Here is a 17,554-nt window from a genome sequence, read left to right as displayed (position 1 = left end):
ATCCGCAACCCCACACTGACGCCGCGGACGCGCGGGAACCCGTCGTCGTTCCGCTCGACACCGAGCAGGAGGCGATTACACGTTCGCTGGCTGGTCTACCAAAGCCGTATGATGGAGCAGGGGTGATATGTTACGCCAGCAGCAGATCGATAACACTTGCCCCCACGACAAGACCGTCAATATGCTGAAAATGCCCGTCAAAGCTGAAGAGCGCACAGCCAGTTTGCAACGCCGACGCAGCAATCCACATGTCGTTGGTCGGGATGGGCTTGCCTTTCTGCTTCAGAATGCGGTAGATACGAGCATAGTACTGGGCCGTGAGATCATCAATCGGACGGATACTGACGCGTGGCGAAGCGAGGAACTGCTGCAACTCAGCACGATTTTGCGCCTCGCGAGAACCTATCGCAAACCCAGCCAGTAATTCTCCAATGACGATGCTACTCAGCGTGAGGACTGGCGCACGCTGGATGATCTCCAATGCCTCGGCCTGTCCAAGCTTGAATGCCGTGTAGGCATTCGTATCCAACATGACGGTGATCACTGCCATAGGGTCGGATCCAGTTGATTCATGTCGTCAAGCGCCTGCTGAAACACCACAGCATCAGCAGTACTCCACGTTCCAGCCAGGTCATCAAGGTCGTGGTAGCGTTGGGCGGTACCTTGGTGCCGTGCTACTTCCATCCCTTGCACCAAAAGCCACCGCACAATGGCTTCGACTGATTGTCCAGTGCGTTGTGCCTCACCTTCGATCCATTCCGTCACCGCCTGGTCGAGGTGGGTAATGGTTACTGATTGATCGATCATCTGGCTCCTCACATGCGTTAGCCGAAAAACCGTTCGCCAAAAGGTAATCAGGTTCTCTTCATTCTAGCATACCGCCTGGCAGGTTCGCAGACGACGCGGAGTGCCCTGATGCGGAGGTTATGACCTGGCGGGCCGGGTTCTACCAGCGCTTGCTCGAAGAAGAACGCCGCGAGTGGGACGCGCTCAAGCAGCGCGAGCAGGCGCGCCGGAAGGGCGCAGCGCGCTGCGCCCCAACCGCCCGCGGTGCCCCAACCGCACGCCAGGCCCAGCGCGTCGCGGCGGCCAACGGCGACGCGCGCACGACCCAGACCTTCGGGCCGGGCGTGAGCGCGCGCACCATCCGTCGTGATCAGCTGTTCCGCTGTGGAACGGCGCATCGTGAAGCGCGCAATGGCGGTGACTATACCCCGCTCTGGCATTTCGACGGCGTCTTCTGCCCCGATTGTGGGCGGCGGGCGCGCACCCGGGATGGCATGCCCCACACCCGTGACTCGCTCCGGCGGGCGGGGATGGTGGCTTGTCCGTTCTGTGGCGGCACGCTCGGCCAGCTTGACCGCACGCAGGATAATGTCGGCGACCGCGACCTGCCCATCTTCACCGACCCGGCCTTCCTGCACGGCCACGCGACCATGAGCGTCGCGGGCGAACCGCGCCGGGTCATTCCCTGGGGCCAGCGGCCCACCTCGAACCCGCGCATTGCGCTGGGGGATTTCATCGTGACCCGCGGCTACGCTCGCCGCACTGACCTCACCATCACCGACGAGTTCCACGGCATGAAGGGGCTCACCTCGGCGCGGGGCCGCATCTGGGGCCGCCTGATCACGCACGCCCACCGCTCGCTCGGCCTGACCGGCAGTCCCTACGGCGGCAAAGCCAGCACGGCCTACTGGCTGCTGCAACGCATGGCCAATCCCTTCGTCCGGGCCGCGTTCGCCTGGAAGGAGGAAAAAGAGTTCGTCGAGCGGCTGGGCATCATCGACACAATCACCTCGCAGGTGGTGGAGGAGGACGCCCAGGCCTTCAGTGGCAAAGCCGGACGCGTCACGGTGCGCGTCGAGGAGCGCAACGGCATCACGGCCGAACTGGCGGCGATCATGCAGAGCCAGTTCCTCTTCATTCTGTTGCGCCAGATGGGCTTTCTGCTGCCGGACTACCACGAGGGCGTGGTCTTCTTTGACCTGCCCGCCGGGCTAGCCGACGCGTATGCCACCCTGGTGCAGCGCGGCAAGGCCATCATCACCGCCCCAGGGGGCAACGACGCGCTCAGCAGCTATCTCCAGGCCACCCTGACCTACCCGATGGCCCCGTGGAAGCCGGTCACGGTGCAGAGCAACCACACCGGCGACGCCTATCGCCCACCAGCGCTGCCCGCCGCGACCATCCTGCCCCACCACCGCTGGTTGGCGGAGCATGCCGCCACGCAGGCCCGCGCCGGGCGGGGCATGCTCGTCTTTGCGGAACATACGAACAAATTGGACGTGCTGGCCGACCTGCAGGCGAAGATCCAGGATCTGGCGCTCGCCGAGCACGGCACGCCGGTGAAGGTCGCCATCCTGCGCAGCACCACGGTCAAACCGGGGGCGCGGGGAGCCTGGTTCGCCGCCCGCGCGCAGGACGGCACCCATGTGGTGCTCTGTCATCCTGGCCTGGTCGAGACCGGGATGAACCTGATCGCCTGGCCGGAAATTGTCTTTGCCGAGCCGACCTACAGCCTCTACCGGGCGATGCAAGCACGCAAGCGCGCCTTACGACCGACGCAGACCCGCGCCTGCCACGTGACCTGGCTCGGCTACGACGACACGATGATCGCGCAAGCGCTCGACATCATCGGCAGCAAGGCCACGGCCGCCACGCTGCTCAACGGCGACGACCTCAGTTCGGGCCTCTTGCAGATTGATCCTGGCATGTCCCTGCTGCAAGAGCTTGCCAAGCGGGTGATGAACGACGACACCGTCACGACGCGCACGACGATTGCCACCCGGCTCGCCACGGCGGGGGCCACGCTCAAGCAGGCGCTGGACGTCGGTGCCCGCGATCTCGTCGGCGTCAGCGCCGATCAGGTCGCCCCGCCCGATCCCACCCGGCGGCTCGTGCTGCCGCCGCACGTGGTCGCGGCGCGGTCGGCACCACCCGTCCTGTCTCGCCTCACGGACGAGGCCACGGAACCATCCGTCCTGCCCTGCCTCACGGACGAAGCGACGGCCCCGAGCGCCCACGACGGCCAGGTCATGACCTGGCATGAAGTGCTCGTGCGGCGCACGAAGGGCCAGCGCAGTTCGACCACCGACGACCCGCCCACCGTCCAGTTCGCCTTCCTGTAGCCGACGATCTGCCCACCGTCTCGTTCGCCCTCGTTCGCCTTCCTGTAGCCGACACATCGCCCACCGTCCAGTTCGCCTTCCTCTCAGGGCGATTGCATCATACGAAACCGGATAAAAATACGCGCTCTTTGGCAGCATGGGCATGCAACCAGCGGCGCACACGGCGGCGCCCGGCAACAACGAGGCACCCGCAAGGGGTGCCCCTACAGGGCCGGGGGCCGGGCTCGGTGTACGGGCACCCCTTGCGGGTGCCCTGGTGGGGTGCATGCACGGAAGATGCAATCGCCCTGGCCTTCCTCTGAACCGCTGACCCGCTCCCGCCGCCCAGTCTGGCCCACGCCGGCTGGGCGGGGGCGGGTCTCCATGATCATGAAAGGAACCCCCCATGAATCTCGTCATCCAGCAGGAGAATCTCAAGCACGCGCTCGTCCACGTCAGCCGCGCCGTCCCGGGCAAAGCCGTCATCCCGGTTCTGAGCAACGTGCTGCTGACGACCGACCAGGGCCGCTTGCGCCTCAGCGCGACCGATCTCAACCTGGCCATCACCGTCTGGGTTGGGGCGCAGATCACCCAGGACGGCAGCGTCCTGCTGCCCGCCGGGCTCTTCGCCGACCTGGTCGCGGGCCTGCCCAACGACGCCGTGACGCTCGCGGTCAACCCCGATCACCACCTCGTCACCGTGACCGCTGGCCGCTTCAGCACGGAGCTCAACGGGATCGCCGCCGAGGAGTTCCCGACCGTGCCGGTGACGCCGCCAGACGGTGCCCCGCAGGTCACCTTCACCGCCGCGACGCTCAAAGCCGCCATCCACCAGGTTGCCTGTGCCGCCGCCACCACCGACACCCGCCCCGTGCTCGCGGGCGTCGCGGTGCGCCTGCAGGACGCGGTGGCAACACTGACCGCCGCCGACGGCATTCGCCTTGCCGTGAAGCAGATCGCGCTGCCCGAACCCGTCGCGACGCCGCAGGAGGTCATCATTCCTGCCCCAGCCCTGCGCGAACTCGGCGGGTTGCTCAGCGACACCACCGCGCCGGTCAGCATGAGCCTGGTGCCTCCCGCCACGGGCAGCTCTGCCGCGACCCAGGCCATCTTCACCACCGATCATTTCACCCTCACCACGCGCCTGATCGACGGCCAGTTCCCCGATGTCGCCCGCATCCTGCCCAAAGGCTGCACCACCCGTGCCATCCTCGAGGTGCGCGAACTGAACCGGGCCGTGAAGCTCGCCGCGCTGATCGCCCGCGTGAGCCAGAACGTCGTCAAGCTCAGCGTCAGCGTCGACGCCGCGACCCATGCTGGCACAGTCATGCTCAGCGCGAACGCCGCCGGCATCGGCGCGAACACCGGCGCCGTCGAAGGCCAGGTCACCGGCGAAGGCGGCCAGATCGCCCTCAACGTCACCTACCTCGGCGACGCGCTGGCGGTCATCGGCACGCCCCAAGTCGCCTTCGAAATGGTCACCGCCCAAGCCCCCGGCGTCCTGCGTCCCGTCGGCCAGAACGGCTACGTCCACCTGATCATGCCGATGGCCCTGCGCTGACAAGCGCCACCCACCACGCCGCCCACCGACGGACAGCCGAAGCACGTGGCCCCTCACCCATCGCACCCTCACCCCCTCTCACGTGCATCGGCCCACAGCCACACCAGCGGACACACCGCCTACTGCGACCACCCACCGACGTACGGCCGCAGTACGTGACCCCTCACCCATCGCAACCTCACCCCCCCTCACGTGCGTCGGCCCACGGCTGCACCAGCGGACACACTGACGCTCACCGCGCACCGCCTGGCACAGCCTTCGCTGCACCAGGCGGTGTTTGTCTCACGAAGAACCTGAAATCCCACGCACCCCCTGGCACGGCCTCGCTGCACCAGGGGGTCTTTGCATGACGAAGAAGAAGAGGACGAGACGATGCGCTATACGCAAACAACGCTGCTCGACCCCAGCCCGGAACTGCCGGTCGAGCCGATCGCCACCCCCACCCGCACCTGCCGCTGCCGCCAACCCGGCGTGCCGCCCCTGGCCAACGGGGCCGTGCGTGAAGCCCTGGCCCCCTACATCGACCTGTCCCGGCTGCGCCACCTGGCCGCGCACCACGGCGATCTGCAGGAGGCGCTGATCACCGGCGCGGTGCCGGAGGACGTGCAGGCCATGATCACCTTTGTCGCCGAGATCCTACGCCCAGACACCCGCGACCAGGTCAAAACCCCCACCGACGCCGCCGCCTTCCTGATGGTGCGCATGGGCCTGCTCGACCAGGAAGAACTCTGGACGATGATCCTCAACACCAAGAACCACGTCCTCAAAATCCACCGCGTCTACCAGGGCAGCCTCAACGCATCAATGGTGCGCATCGGCGAGGTGTTTCGCGAAGCACTCAGGTTCAACGCCGCCGCGATGATTGTCGCCCACAACCATCCCAGCGGGATCGTCAATCCCTCCCCCGAAGACATCCTCGTGACGAGGCAAATCGTCGCGGCTGGCAAGCTACTTGATGTGGACATTCTGGACCGTGCGCCGTGCAAGTGCGCGTAGCAATACGCGCATGAAGTGTGTGTAGCAATGCTCTGAAAGGAGACAGGTTCCTACCAAGCCTGAGCCTGACCAGGCAGGCGACGGGAGCGATACCCCCCCGTGGTCTGAAGCCCTGGGAACACGCGGAAACGGGCGGCAATCCAGCCCGACCCCTGACCGCAAGGCTGAGTGTGGACATGACGAACGCAAGTGAACGCTCAGTAGAACCGCCTCCATACGTCACCTCACCCCAAATGCTGGAGCTATGGGTGAGAGACAGCCTACCCAACGCTTGGTCGAGCGACAGGGATGGCCCTTTGGTCCAGGGGCGCGGTCTGACTGGTAGGCACGTCAGACCGAGGTTGTCGAGCCTGCAAGGAGCAGGTACAGGCGGATAGAGCGCGTCTACCTCCACGCGATGACGGTTACACACGCAACACGGGAAGGCGTGGGAGCTACCCGCAAGGGTTCGGCAGGTATGCGGCTTACATACTCCCACGCTGGCGGAGCCGCCGTAGTAGTCCGAGCCGGGGAAAGCCCGGTACATGGCGAAGGGCGGCAGGTTATACGGCCACTGTTGCCATTAGGAGATTCACATGAATATGCCGACGGAATTGTGTCGGATGCAGGTCTCCGAACTCCAACGGAGGCTGGCGAAGAAGGCAACCGATATGCCCGAACATCGGTTCACGAAGCTGTATGACCTCCTCACCTGGGAGCCGTTGATGGCATGGGCCTTTGACAAGCTCATGACAAACGTCGGCTCGCGCACCGCTGGCATCGACGGAATGGGCAAGAGGACAGCTCAAGAGAAGCGCGACCTTATCATCGCGGAACTCCGAGGCCAACTCAAAGCCGGAACGTACCAACACCAGCCGGTACGCCGGGTGTATATCCCGAAAGCAAACGGGAAACGACGCCCGCTAGGCATTCCAACGCTGATAGACCGATTGGTTCAACTGATGGTGAAAGCCATCCTCGAACCTATTTTCGAGAGCGACTTCCGACCGGAAAGCCACGGTTTTCGCCCCCAACGGAGCTGTCACACCGCCATGGCCCACCTGCATTTGATGACGGCCCCAAGCCAAAAGAAGATGTACTGGGTCATCGAAGGAGACATCACCGGCTGCTTCGACCACATTCAGCATAAAACCCTGATGCGCTTGCTCCGGCGGCGCATCTGGGACAACAAGCTGCTTGGGGTCATCTGGCAGATGCTCCGGGCCGGGGTCATGGAAGGCGAGTTGTTCAAGAAAACCTCAGCAGGCACACCGCAAGGCGGCATCATCTCGCCGCTCCTTGCGAACGTCTACCTCCATGAGATAGACGCGTGGTTCCACCAGAACTACACGGGCCTAAACTACAACGAGAAGAACAAACGACGGAAACGCAAAGAGGGGAACGCCTTCTACGTGCGCTACGCCGACGACTTCGTTGTGGCGTGGAATGGGACGAAGGAAGGGGCGGAGCGGATAAAAGCCGAACTGTCTACCTTCCTTCGCGACCACCTGGGGTTAGAACTATCAGCGGAAAAGACGCGCATCACGCACGTCACCGAAGGGTACGACTTTCTTGGCTTTACGGTGAAACGGTATAGCAGCCGCAGACGCGGCAGAAGCGACTTGATCATCAGGCCAAGCGAGAAGAGCGTGATGAAGCTCAAAGCCAAGATCAAGGCCATGACCAAGCGAGGAACCACCCTCGATGCGGTCAGGGACAAGATCAAGGCGATGAACTACCTTCTGAAAGGCTGGGCAAACTACTTTAGGCATCAAGCCTCAAGTAGCACCTTCGACTATATAGGCAACTACGCCTTCAGACGAATGGAAATCTGGCTCAAGAAGAAAACGCGCCAACGGATACGAGCAGTCTACAGGCAGTACTACCGCAAACCCGACACCTATCACACCTGGGTAGCTGGGGGAATGGCCCTGTATCACCCTGGGGTTCAGATAAAGATAGAACGGATGCGGTATGCGCACCGTCCCAATCCGTACCTGAACGCGACGAACGAAGTGTACCTCACCTATCATCGCGACCCTCTCGCAGGGAAGAAAGAATGGGGAGGAGCACACTTCTACGGCGAAGGATGGACGGAAGTGCGAGACGAAGTGCTCACACGGGACGGGCGGAAGTGCCGGGTCTGCGGCAAAGGCGGGCGAGTAGAAGTGCATCACATCCGGCCACACCAGCCGGGACGACCGCACGAGCTACATAACCTGATTACGCTCTGCGCGACCTGCCATCGACAGGTACGCGACCCACAGAGCGAAGTCAGTCGCCAACTCGCCAGAATAACACCGTAGGACTGGAGAGCCGGATGCGTTGAAAGGCGCACGTCCGGTTCGGAGAGGGGCGTGGGGAAACGTACTCACGGAAACGTGGGCAACGCGCCCTGCGCCTACTCTACACTTGATTCTGGGCAAGGGTCGGTGGCTTTCCATGCGCGACAAAGGCTTTGGCTTCTAAACTGTCGGGTCGCGCGTAACTCCGGAATGGAAGCGCATCACACAGAACGTGCGCAAACCGAGCTTCGGTTTTGGCGCATTGCAACGCCATGCCGCAGCGCAGGAACTGAGCCACGCGGTCACCGACGTGATCGCCAAGGGCAGCGCGGAATCTCCGTATTCGCGAGTTACGTGAGACGGGATCTCCGTATTCGCACGTTCCGTGAGACGGGATCGCCGTATTCGCACGTTCCGTGAGACGGGATCGCCGTATTCGCACGTTCCGTGAGACGGGATCGGCCTCGATGACCTCATCTCTGCCCAAACGTGCCGATCTCAGCCAGTTTTTGCCCACCTGGGGCGATTCTCTGCGGACGTTGTAGAAGATCCAACTCACCGACAAGCAATCCAACGACGCGGCGGCCACCCGGCCACCGCGTCGTTTTTTGTTGGTCACCGACTGGTCACACGGCGGGCTTGCTGGTATACTACAGGACATGTGTTCGTTTATGTACAAACCCAACCAGAAAGCCAGGTGCGCTATGGCTGACCCCCACATCTCTCTTGGTCGTCGTGAGCATCGCCTGAGCGATGTTGCTGCGGAATACCTTGTTCTGGCTCAGGAAGACGAGCAGGTTGGCCTGCTGCTGATCCGCCAGGGGCAGTACCGTCACGGGATCTCCTTCCTGGTTCAGGCGATGGAGAAGTACGTGCGGAGCACCATCTTCGGCCTGGTCAACCCAAACACTGAGTACTTCCGCCAGCGCACGCTGACGCACAACCTTGATGATCTCCTGGCGTTTCTGCGGGAGATCGTCTGTAGCAATACCGAACTGCGTGAACAGGTACGGCTGCAGATGCAGGATCATGTGCTTGGCGGAATCAAGTTCGGCGCCTTGCACAACAATCTGCGCTATCCGCACTTCGATGAGCGGCGCGGCTCATACTTCGTACTCCAGGTTGAGCGCAACGATGCGGATACGGTTTATGCTCGGCTGCAAACGCTGAAGCAGTTTCTGAAGGACATGCATCAATTGGGACATTGATGTAGAGCTTGTATAGGAGCAGCCAAGCAGCGGCTCAAATTTGAGGTAAATCTGCTTAGTTGCAAAGTGACTTGCCTTTACCTTTCCAGAAGCGGCCACACATGCCGTTGCTCAAACTGAGCCAGCTTCCAGAGCGGTTTGAGCATTTTCCAGGCATTGTTCAAGCTGGACTGCGGCACATTCATCTCTGCATCATCTAAAAGCGCAGAGAAGGAGCGCATTGCCCGGTCGAGTAGGCGCGGTGAGACTGTAGGCACCTGGTCGAGGTCGTCGGCGATCATCTCGCCTCTGCGAAAGTAGTCATTCAATCGCACGTTGGGATCACCGATTTGTGCAGCAGTGTGAGAGTCGGGCGTGATGCTCGCCATATTGCTCGTGACATAGTGGAGATCCAGGTGCGAATGATCGGCATTTCGTCCAAGGTCCAATAGCATTCTAAAGGGTGCCCTTACGACAGCGGCTTGGAGCGTCCGGGCAGAGTAACGGGTTAGCCAGCGCTGAATGTCCTCAATGTAGGCCACTAGCTGACGTGTGTTGTCAAGCGTTCCTTGGGGAGGATAGGCATGCTTATTTAGGGGGTGACGGATGGGGCTTCGTACGCACCTTCCCAATGGCTGCTCGCCCTGCGTGCGGCATCGTTGCGCGACTTCAGGGAGCAACTGCTCGGTTAGCCAGTTATCGGTATACTGAACGCTCCATTGACCATTTGGGCCGATGTTCTGTTGCCAATCTATCTCCTGAGTGTCCAATGAGGGAAGCGGTCGACCGTCAGGCAGCACGTAGACAAGGTGCTTTAACTCGAACCCGACAGGGGAGCCAAAGCCGAGGGTGCCTATTGCGCCGATCCAGGCATGATCGCCGCGCTCGTGACCGAGGCGAAATCCAGGCATCCAGAACTCGAACCGGCTCCACTCGGGATTCCTTCCCTCACGGCGCCAATCATGATCGTCCGCGAATTGACGCACTTGTTTCCAGAATGGCACGTGGACCGAGGTCAGGTAGAAGGCAGGATCACCCTCGCAACTGGCTATCGGGAACGTCCAGGACTCGAGGATGTCTTCCGCCTGCATCATGGCAGCGCGATATGCTCCAGCGAAACGGTCGATGCAGGAGCAAAGATCCTGTGCTTCCTGATCCGAAAGCCGCGTCTCAGTATTTGCCAGACGAACCAGATATGTCTCTTCTGTCTCACGCTCGATGAAGTGGCGAGTATCCCAGGCAGGTGCGGATCCGATGCCGACCATGAGCATGCTCAGGATCGCGGCGTGATCAAGCTGAATTCGCAGACCACGCCGCAGGATATGGCTGAAGGTAATCTCACACGAGCCGCCGCCAAGACACATCGGTAACTCGCCCTCGATCTGAGCCTTCGGGCGCCTAATCCGTAGTGCTGCGCCTTCCCATGCCTCCGCCTCGGGAAAGTCGCCCTGCGCAAGGATACCCTGGATATCGGGATAAGCACGCAGCGCTTGCTCAAGCCTGATATAGCGCTCGTGGGATAGGTCGTTCAATTGCTGGTGCTGGGCAAGGACTACGTCGAAACGAAGAAGTTCGGTCAGCCGCTGCGCACCATCTGCTGTCGCGAAATCCTGATGCAGCAGGTCAAAGACCTCTTCATCAGAATCAAAACGACGCCGGCGATAGACGATTAAACGCAGTCCGTTCGTAATTACCAGCAGCAGTGGACGAAGCCGTTCGCCATAGGATTGGGCTTGTGCAATTGCCTCTTCGAGATTTATCTCATCGGCTCGCTTCGCCTCGACAATAACCAGTGCAGCCCCAGCAGTCTGTCGATGTGCATCCGCCTCTGCAAAGTAGACCTGGTCAACCTCGTGTTTGCGGCCCTTACGACCTGCATATAGCTCAACCGGGTACTTTCCACGCCGGTGGCTTTCGTGGTAGCCAAGCATCCGAAATAGTGGCAAGACGAATTTCGTCTCCACATCATCTTCGTTGTGGAGCTCCGATACATCATAGCGTTCCAGCCAATCCTGGAGGGTCTTGTAATCCTCACCCATGGCCTGATCGTTCACCCCTTACGCAGATAAATCACCCGACACTGCTTCGCTCGGCGCTGGCTCTGGCTTGGTTCGGGTGGATGGAAGATATCGAGGCCACGACCAAGCACGATCCGCCAGTCAGCGGTTTCGATCTGGCGATCGTGGAGCGTTGGGTCAAAGGTGTAGGTTAGGGTGACACCGCGTGTGGCTAGCTTCCGTTTGAGGTCGTCAAGCCGCTGCCGTACCTCGGCTTCGCCAGAGTAGCTGTACTGCCCGTTCTCATCGTACATGGTGACCAGTTCCACCCTACACCCGCTGGGGACAGCTACCTCGCGCAAGAGTGTAGCGAGATTGCGTATCTGGTACGCCTGACGAATATATGGATCGATAATGCGCAGCCAGGTCACGTCGGCGAGGTATGCGCCAAAGATCTGTTCGTACGTGACGCCAGCCTCGCCGTCGGCGATCTCACGAACGCGATAGCCATCCGCTTTCGGCGCTTGCAGTGTTTCCAGCGTGATTGGTGTGCCGGTCTGAAGACGTGAGCGGACAAACTGCGCCGCAGCTTCGATAACGGTCGGCTCGTTGTGGTAGACGAGGTGCTGGTGGTTGAAGTGCGGGGATAGGTCAGGCAATGCTTCCAGGCTTGCGAGCGCGATCCCCACTGCGTCGCCCCCATGGGCAACAAGGTTCCAGGTGCCGGACGCCGCCGGTTCGATCGCAATCAGTTTGACCCCGGCGTTGAGCAGATCCATCAGCGCCTTGACGGCCATGAAGTTCGCTTCATTCAGTTCGTCCAACTGAGGGACAGCGACGAGTCCAAGCTGCACGATCCGCTCAGGGTTTTCGGTGGCGTAGGTGCACAGGAAGGTCACCCACGCAGTGGCTTGAAGCACCTCCTCGGCCGTGACCCGCCCACAGATGGCGGAGAGGTCGCCGCCGCTGCTGCGCAACATCCGCTGCAGCCAGCGTGATGCGTTCGTCCCACAGTAGCGCTGCGCACCCTGGCCGAATGCGGCGAGGCGGATCCGTTCCTGCGGGCTGTTGATCGCGATCAGGTGATCGAGGTAGCCGCTGATCAGCCGCTTGTCGAGCAGCTTGTGCTCGAACTGGTTGCGATAGGAGCGCAGACATTTGTAGCACGATTTCTCGCACTGGCATCCATCGAGGAGGGCCCGTGCGACGCCCAGTACCTCGCCGAAACTTGTCGCCACCTTGCGCACATAGCCCGCCCCACCGGGCACATTGTCGTAGATCACCAGGTCCTGGCGCAGCTGACCGTTTGCAAGGATCGTGCGCGTGAAGCCAGCGATCTCGCCTTCCTCGGCCTGCACGACTGAGTTGGCAGCCTCGATGATCGCTGCTTTGAGGCTGGCGTACAGCTCCTCTGAGTGTTCCGGTATACCCTCGAAGCGCAGGATAAGTACGTCGGTACGGAAGCGATGCCCCAGATGAAAGTACTGTCCGTTCCCTCCACAGACTTGTCGGCGATTGTGGAGCAGTTTGTGCTCCTCGAAGGGATTCTTGTTGGTTGGCGCATGCCAGTAGCCGCAGGAGCGGCAGATCATGAACCCCTGGCCATCCTCGCGCGCGAGACCGGTGTTGAGCGCCAGGAGTTCTCCCTGGCGGGCGTAGGTTAGTGCCGCGCCAGCGATCGCCCGTGTCTCATGATCCGGCGTCATCTCTAGGAGAAAGGTGCGCCCGCCATAGAACGCACGCTCGCGGTATTCCTCGTCCGATCCGATCGCCTCGGCACGCTCAGCAACAAACGATGCCGCGAAGAGGAGGTTGTTGCTCTGTGGACTGAGCATCTCTTTGCAGTGCGGGCAGTGGGTTGCGCCGAGCTCGAACGTCACGTAGTCACAGGTTTCACAGCGCTTGTAGCTCAAGCCCAGGTCAGGTGTTGGCGAGCGGTGAAAGTCCAGGCCGATCACCTGGTACTTGCGCTTGTCCATGTAGATCTTGTTGCCCGGCGCATACTCGGTCAGCGCAACATCCAGGCTGCGCATCACCGGGCGCTTGACTTCGTCCTTCGCGATCAGGCGCGCCGCATCGGCAGGGAAGGCGTACGAGGGGAGGAAGCCCTGGTCAGACAGATAGGAGAGCGGGTAGCGCCCATCGGTCTGGTCGAGCAGCTTGTAGAGATGCTGCTCCCGCTCGCTTAGCTGTGCCGCCAGTCGCGGGTTGCGCCGTCCCTCGCGAACCTTCTCGGTGTTTACGGCGACAACTTCCTGAAAGATTGCTTCGCGCTCGGTCAACCAGGGCTGGAAGGTCGCCAGCAGGTTGGCATAGAAGCCATCGACGATCCGGCGCACCTCCGCTTCGTGTAACCAGGCCAGCGCCTGCTGCTTGCCTGGCTCGTGGCGATCTTTGTTGAACGCCTTCAGAATGGCATCGACGATCGTGGCGCGCCGAAATTGTACTTCCTGCTCAACCTCGGGCAGCGCAAATGCGCTCGTCTCGTCCTCTGGAAAGTGCTCACCAAGCTTCCGTTTGAACTGGAAATCTAATTTCTCCAGGATCAGCGCGTTGATCTGCCGACGGAGGATGCGCTCGTTCTCGATGGTGAAGTCCGGCGGATCGACTGCTCCAGCGATCATATCAGTCGGTCGGTCGAAGAAGTAGGTGTCATGCGCCCGGTCGAGCGCAAAGGCGTTGATCAGCGCGACACGCTCTTTGCGCCCGGCCCGGCCGCTGCGCTGGGCGTAGTTCGCTGGCCCTGGTGGGATGTTACGCATAAAGACGCTGGGCAGGTCGCCGATGTCAACCCCCATCTCCATCGTCGGCGTGCAGACCAGCACATCGACCTCGCCCTGCTTGAAGCCGCGCTCGACCTCCATGCGTCGTGAGCCTGGCAACTGGGCCGAGTGCTCCTCAGAGACCATGCGGAAGGGTTCGCGGAACATGTAGGTGTCAACGTAGTAGTTGGCCTGTGGGTCGGGTTGGAATAGCTCTAGCCGGCCTTCACAGCGCCAGCGGGCACACATGTTGCGCACGTTGTGACTGGTCACGGTGTTACAGCGGTTGCAGCGGTAGAGATCGTCAGGCATGGTCAGCATGATCCGGGCGTGGTTGACCATGCTGGCCCGGATCGATGCCTTGCCGTCGCCAATATCAACCTGCACCAGGAAGCCTTCATCGTGGAGAAAGGTTGTGAGATCCATGAGCGCCTGTGGCGCCTTCTCTGGCCCCACCAGCTTACCGACAAAGTTCATCAGTGAGGTCTGGCCACCGGAGATCGAGGTAAAGCCCAGGGTGCGGTACGGTAGAGCAGGAACCTTCGAGCGGGTCAGGGTGAAGCCAACCGGCAGGCTGGCCCGGCCAAACAGATGCTCCTGACCCTTCTCGAGCGGGCGCAACAGCATCGGGTGGGACAATGCCCGCTTTAGCCGCATCTCATTCAGCAGCGTTGCCAGCACATGATAGAGCTCGTCGCCAGTGAGTCGCCACTTGCTCTGGAGCGCTCCGGCACGCTCGGCAACTTCGCGTAAGGTTTGCTCAGCCTGGTAGTATTGAACCCCAAGCAGACCAATTCCCTCCAGACTGACCCGCCGCGAGCCGGGTTTGGCGATCTCGCTCAGCATCAGCATCTGGATCTCACGATACTCGGCCGCCACATCATCTGGGTTTTGGGGGGCACGCATGAGATAGCTCACACGCCCGTCCTCCTCGCGGGTTGCCTTCGAGGCATAGATCGCATACTGCATGCGCTGCTTATAGAGCAACTCCCGTAGCCGGTCGAAGCTGACCGGCCCAGCGCCCGCGCCACGCTCCTGTTGCAACACTTGATAAATCAGTTGGCGGCCAATGAATTGGCCGTGCTTGTGGTTCAGGTAGGCGGCTTGGAAGGCGGTGTCCTGGCGGTTGTCGCTGAAGACGAGCAGTCGGCGCTGTTGCGGCATCAGGTGCTGGAAGATGCTTTCGACCAGAATGTTGATGCTGACCATGGTGGCTGAGCGGAGCGGGGTGACCACCTCGGCACCACCGCCGTAGGTGCCTTCGCAGGCTGGACATTTGAAGATCTTGCCCAGGTAGACGTTGGGGGCGGCAAGCTGGAGCGCTGGATCGGCGCTTCCGACGCAGTCACAACGCGTCGCTTTGCCGCGATAGAGTTTGCCGCAGCCTGGGCAATATTGTACGTCCACCTCCTGGCTGTGACGCTCAGCGCTGCCCTCCTCACTCTCCTCGTCACTCGTCTCGCTATTGTCGTAGAGTCGATAGGTGAAGTGGATCGGAAAATCGTTGCCACGCGACTCATCGGCAAGCAGAAAGGTGTTCGGCAAACGCTCAGCGCGTTGACGATCACGCTTTGTTTTGGCAATCAGCGGCTCCAGATCGAGGTCCGGGTCATCAGCATAGGCACGGTAGAAGTCCTGGCCGCAGTTGCGGCAGACCTCGACCGGTAGGCAGCGCGCCTGGCACCGCTCGCAGCGATCAATATACTCGGTATAGAGGGTTCCACAGCTGTGGTTGGTACAGCGGTAGAAGCCCTGCAAGCCACGCCAGAAAATATGCACCTTGGGCCGGATGAGCGGTTGTCCATTGGTGCGTGCCTTGGCACCCAGCAACAGGTAGGCCTCAACCTCGCGTCGTAGGTAGAGCTCGTCGCAGCCAGCGCGCAAACCTCCCTGGGCATGCGCACGGGGCAGTCCGTCGCGCTGCTCAGCCGGTGTGCTCCCGGTCTGCAAGAAGGTTGTCACTTCGTCCAGCGAGCAAGGCTCGACCAGGATCTGCTCAATCGCCCGGAAGAGCGCATTACCGACCAGTATCCGTCCCAAGAACTCAGCCGCCGCATCGTCGCCCTGGTCGCGTACGGCATCCATCGCCGCGATCACCAATTCGTCGGGCGCGATATGGTCAAGACAGAAGTCGTAGACTCGATCCAGGTCAGAGAGGTCGCGTAGCTTTTGGATATCGGCTTCTTCAATGATTGGCGCTGCGGGCATATAGCCAACGGTATCGCGCTCGACCGGCAGGTACTGCTCGGTGCAGATATGCTCGGTCTGGAACGTTTCGCCAAAGAGCTCGCCGGCAAAACGTGCCACTGGTGCCAGTTCTTCGCCCTTGATTGTGGCGCTGGTGCCAATGCATGTCAGCGCACCGTCGAGCTTATCGACGTGCTCCTTAAGCCGACGGATCAGACATGCCACTTCGATACCGCGTGCGCCGTGATAGGTATGCACCTCGTCAAGCACCAGGAACTGCAGGCGCTGATCGAAAAGCACGCGATCATACTTGCGCAGCAGTAAGAATTCGAGCATGGCATAGTTGGTCATCAGGATATTGGGCAGGCTGGCCGGGTCGCGGATGTCGCGCCGATACCAGATCGCCTCGGCACAGAGTTGCTCTGGGCGCAATTCTTTATCGTTGTGCTGGGCATCGTTCTCGTCCTCAGGCGTATCGCCGGTGTAGCGTGCGAAGGTGACCCCGGTGCCGGCCAGGTACCGCGTAAAACGCTCGTACTGGTCGTTTGCCAGCGCGTTCATCGGGTAGAGAATGAGCGCCTTGATGCCGGGACCGGGGTGCTGGAGACAGTAGTTTAGGATCGGGATAAAGAAAGCCTCGGTTTTTCCCGAGCCGGTGCCGCTGGCAACAATAGTGTTATGTCCGGCCAGGATCTGCTCAACCGCCTGCTGCTGATGACTGAAGAGCGTCCACGCGCCAAAGGGCAAATGCCGTTCACCCTTCTCAGCGCCATATTCACCAGCGGTGAGCAGTGAAGGCTGTAACCCGAGATGCGCCGCCTGTGCGCCCAGCGACTGCTCAGCCAGGCGGTAGGGCCGCTGCAGCGAGAGGTACGGCCCGCGCCAGAGCAGGTTGGCCTGGTCGATCCGCTCGTGCATCTGGCCCCGCAGCCCGCCATCGATCACCGGGAAGGCAGTCTTGATGTAGTTACGGTAGTTGGTCTTGACGCGCTCGACGATGTCAATGGGATGCATAGCCAGCGATCCTTCGTTATTACGCCAGTTGGAACTCGTTGTGCGTGCCATCTCCGTGGGCGTAAAAGTCTTTCAGTACATCATCCGCTCTCCGCCCGCTGCCGTGGGGCTCAAGCCCTCGGCTAGGCAATGCGAAGCCCACCTTCCGCTCTCCGCCCGCTGCCGCCGGGCTCAAGCCCTCGGCTAGGCAATGCGAAGCCCACCTTCGTGGGCTGAAGCGGCTTCATTTCGCAACAACCAGAACGCCCCGGCTCGCGTCGGCCAAGGCCACGTACGTGGCCGGTTGAGCCCGCGCAGGCGGGCTTCGCAATCAGAGCCGAGGGCTTCAGCCCGACGGAGTGAACTGCATCAGACCCTCCCTGCGTTGCATGTGCAGTCTGGATCGATTATACCTTGCTCGATAGCCGGTTGCAAAGATCATATCCGCCCGCTGCCGTGGGGCTCAAGCCCTCGGCTAGGCAATGCGAAGCCCACCTTCG

The 17,554-nt window shown here is 61.4% G+C and carries 9 protein-coding genes; 5 read left to right on the top strand and 4 right to left on the bottom strand.

The window, feature by feature from the left end; all coding sequences use genetic code 11:
• Positions 1–130 precede the first annotated feature (130 nt).
• Entirely contained in the window at positions 131–550 is a 420-nt protein-coding gene (locus EYB53_RS11145) for a type II toxin-antitoxin system VapC family toxin (protein ID WP_135478262.1), read from the bottom strand.
• Positions 541–807: a hypothetical protein gene (locus EYB53_RS11140; protein ID WP_135478261.1), complete on the bottom strand. Its 267-nt coding sequence runs from the start codon at positions 805–807 to the stop codon at positions 541–543. Before EYB53_RS11140 ends, EYB53_RS11145 begins: the two co-directional genes overlap by 10 nt.
• 119 nt (positions 808–926) lie before the next feature.
• On the opposite strand from EYB53_RS11140, the gene EYB53_RS11135 reads away from it, so the two are divergent.
• The 5 genes from EYB53_RS11135 (at position 927) to EYB53_RS11115 (ending at position 9,136) form a co-directional block, all read left to right on the top strand.
• Positions 927–3,128: a hypothetical protein gene (locus tag EYB53_RS11135; protein WP_135478260.1), complete on the top strand. Its 2,202-nt coding sequence runs from the start codon at positions 927–929 to the stop codon at positions 3,126–3,128.
• A 385-nt stretch (positions 3,129–3,513) separates the two neighbouring features.
• Complete coding sequence (dnaN, locus tag EYB53_RS11130; protein ID WP_135478259.1) at positions 3,514–4,668, top strand: DNA polymerase III subunit beta; 1,155 nt, start codon at positions 3,514–3,516, stop codon at positions 4,666–4,668.
• A 342-nt stretch (positions 4,669–5,010) separates the two neighbouring features.
• Complete coding sequence (locus EYB53_RS11125; protein WP_254151026.1) at positions 5,011–5,664, top strand: JAB domain-containing protein; 654 nt, start codon at positions 5,011–5,013, stop codon at positions 5,662–5,664.
• Positions 5,665–6,239: 575 nt separating this feature from the next.
• Positions 6,240–7,949 carry a group II intron reverse transcriptase/maturase gene (ltrA, locus tag EYB53_RS11120; protein WP_135478258.1) on the top strand — a complete coding sequence of 570 codons (1,710 nt, stop codon included), beginning with the start codon at positions 6,240–6,242 and terminating at the stop codon, positions 7,947–7,949.
• A 650-nt stretch (positions 7,950–8,599) separates the two neighbouring features.
• On the top strand, positions 8,600–9,136 hold the full coding sequence (locus tag EYB53_RS11115; RefSeq protein ID WP_135478257.1) for a hypothetical protein: 537 nt from the start codon (positions 8,600–8,602) through the stop codon (positions 9,134–9,136).
• A 77-nt stretch (positions 9,137–9,213) separates the two neighbouring features.
• Here EYB53_RS11115 and EYB53_RS11110 read toward each other — a convergent pair whose 3' ends face one another.
• Together EYB53_RS11110 and EYB53_RS11105 are read right to left on the bottom strand one after the other, a co-directional pair.
• The gene (locus EYB53_RS11110; RefSeq protein WP_135478256.1) at positions 9,214–11,154 is read right to left on the bottom strand and encodes a type I restriction enzyme HsdR N-terminal domain-containing protein; all 1,941 of its coding nucleotides are present in this window, start codon (positions 11,152–11,154) and stop codon (positions 9,214–9,216) included.
• A gap of 11 nt (positions 11,155–11,165) precedes the next feature.
• Positions 11,166–17,075: an MIT C-terminal domain-containing protein gene (locus EYB53_RS11105; protein WP_167857352.1), complete on the bottom strand. Its 5,910-nt coding sequence runs from the start codon at positions 17,073–17,075 to the stop codon at positions 11,166–11,168.
• Positions 17,076–17,554 lie beyond the last annotated feature (479 nt).

Source organism: Candidatus Chloroploca mongolica (assembly GCF_004762035.2).
GTDB lineage: Bacteria > Chloroflexota > Chloroflexia > Chloroflexales > Chloroflexaceae > Chloroploca > Chloroploca mongolica.
The sequence above is the reverse complement of the archived record's forward strand: the minus strand, read 5'-3'. Positions and strand labels throughout refer to the sequence as shown.

What these genes read in the sequence shown, in the direction of transcription:
- EYB53_RS11145 (WP_135478262.1), bottom strand. Translation starts at nt 550, where the DNA reads ATGGCAGTGATCACCGTCATGTTGGATACGAATGCCTACACGGCATTC.
- EYB53_RS11140 (WP_135478261.1), bottom strand. Translation starts at nt 807, where the DNA reads ATGATCGATCAATCAGTAACCATTACCCACCTCGACCAGGCGGTGACG.
- EYB53_RS11135 (WP_135478260.1), top strand. Translation starts at nt 927, where the DNA reads ATGACCTGGCGGGCCGGGTTCTACCAGCGCTTGCTCGAAGAAGAACGC.
- dnaN (WP_135478259.1), top strand. Translation starts at nt 3,514, where the DNA reads ATGAATCTCGTCATCCAGCAGGAGAATCTCAAGCACGCGCTCGTCCAC.
- ltrA (WP_135478258.1), top strand. Translation starts at nt 6,240, where the DNA reads ATGAATATGCCGACGGAATTGTGTCGGATGCAGGTCTCCGAACTCCAA.
- EYB53_RS11115 (WP_135478257.1), top strand. Translation starts at nt 8,600, where the DNA reads ATGTACAAACCCAACCAGAAAGCCAGGTGCGCTATGGCTGACCCCCAC.
- EYB53_RS11110 (WP_135478256.1), bottom strand. Translation starts at nt 11,154, where the DNA reads ATGGGTGAGGATTACAAGACCCTCCAGGATTGGCTGGAACGCTATGAT.
- EYB53_RS11105 (WP_167857352.1), bottom strand. Translation starts at nt 17,075, where the DNA reads ATGCATCCCATTGACATCGTCGAGCGCGTCAAGACCAACTACCGTAAC.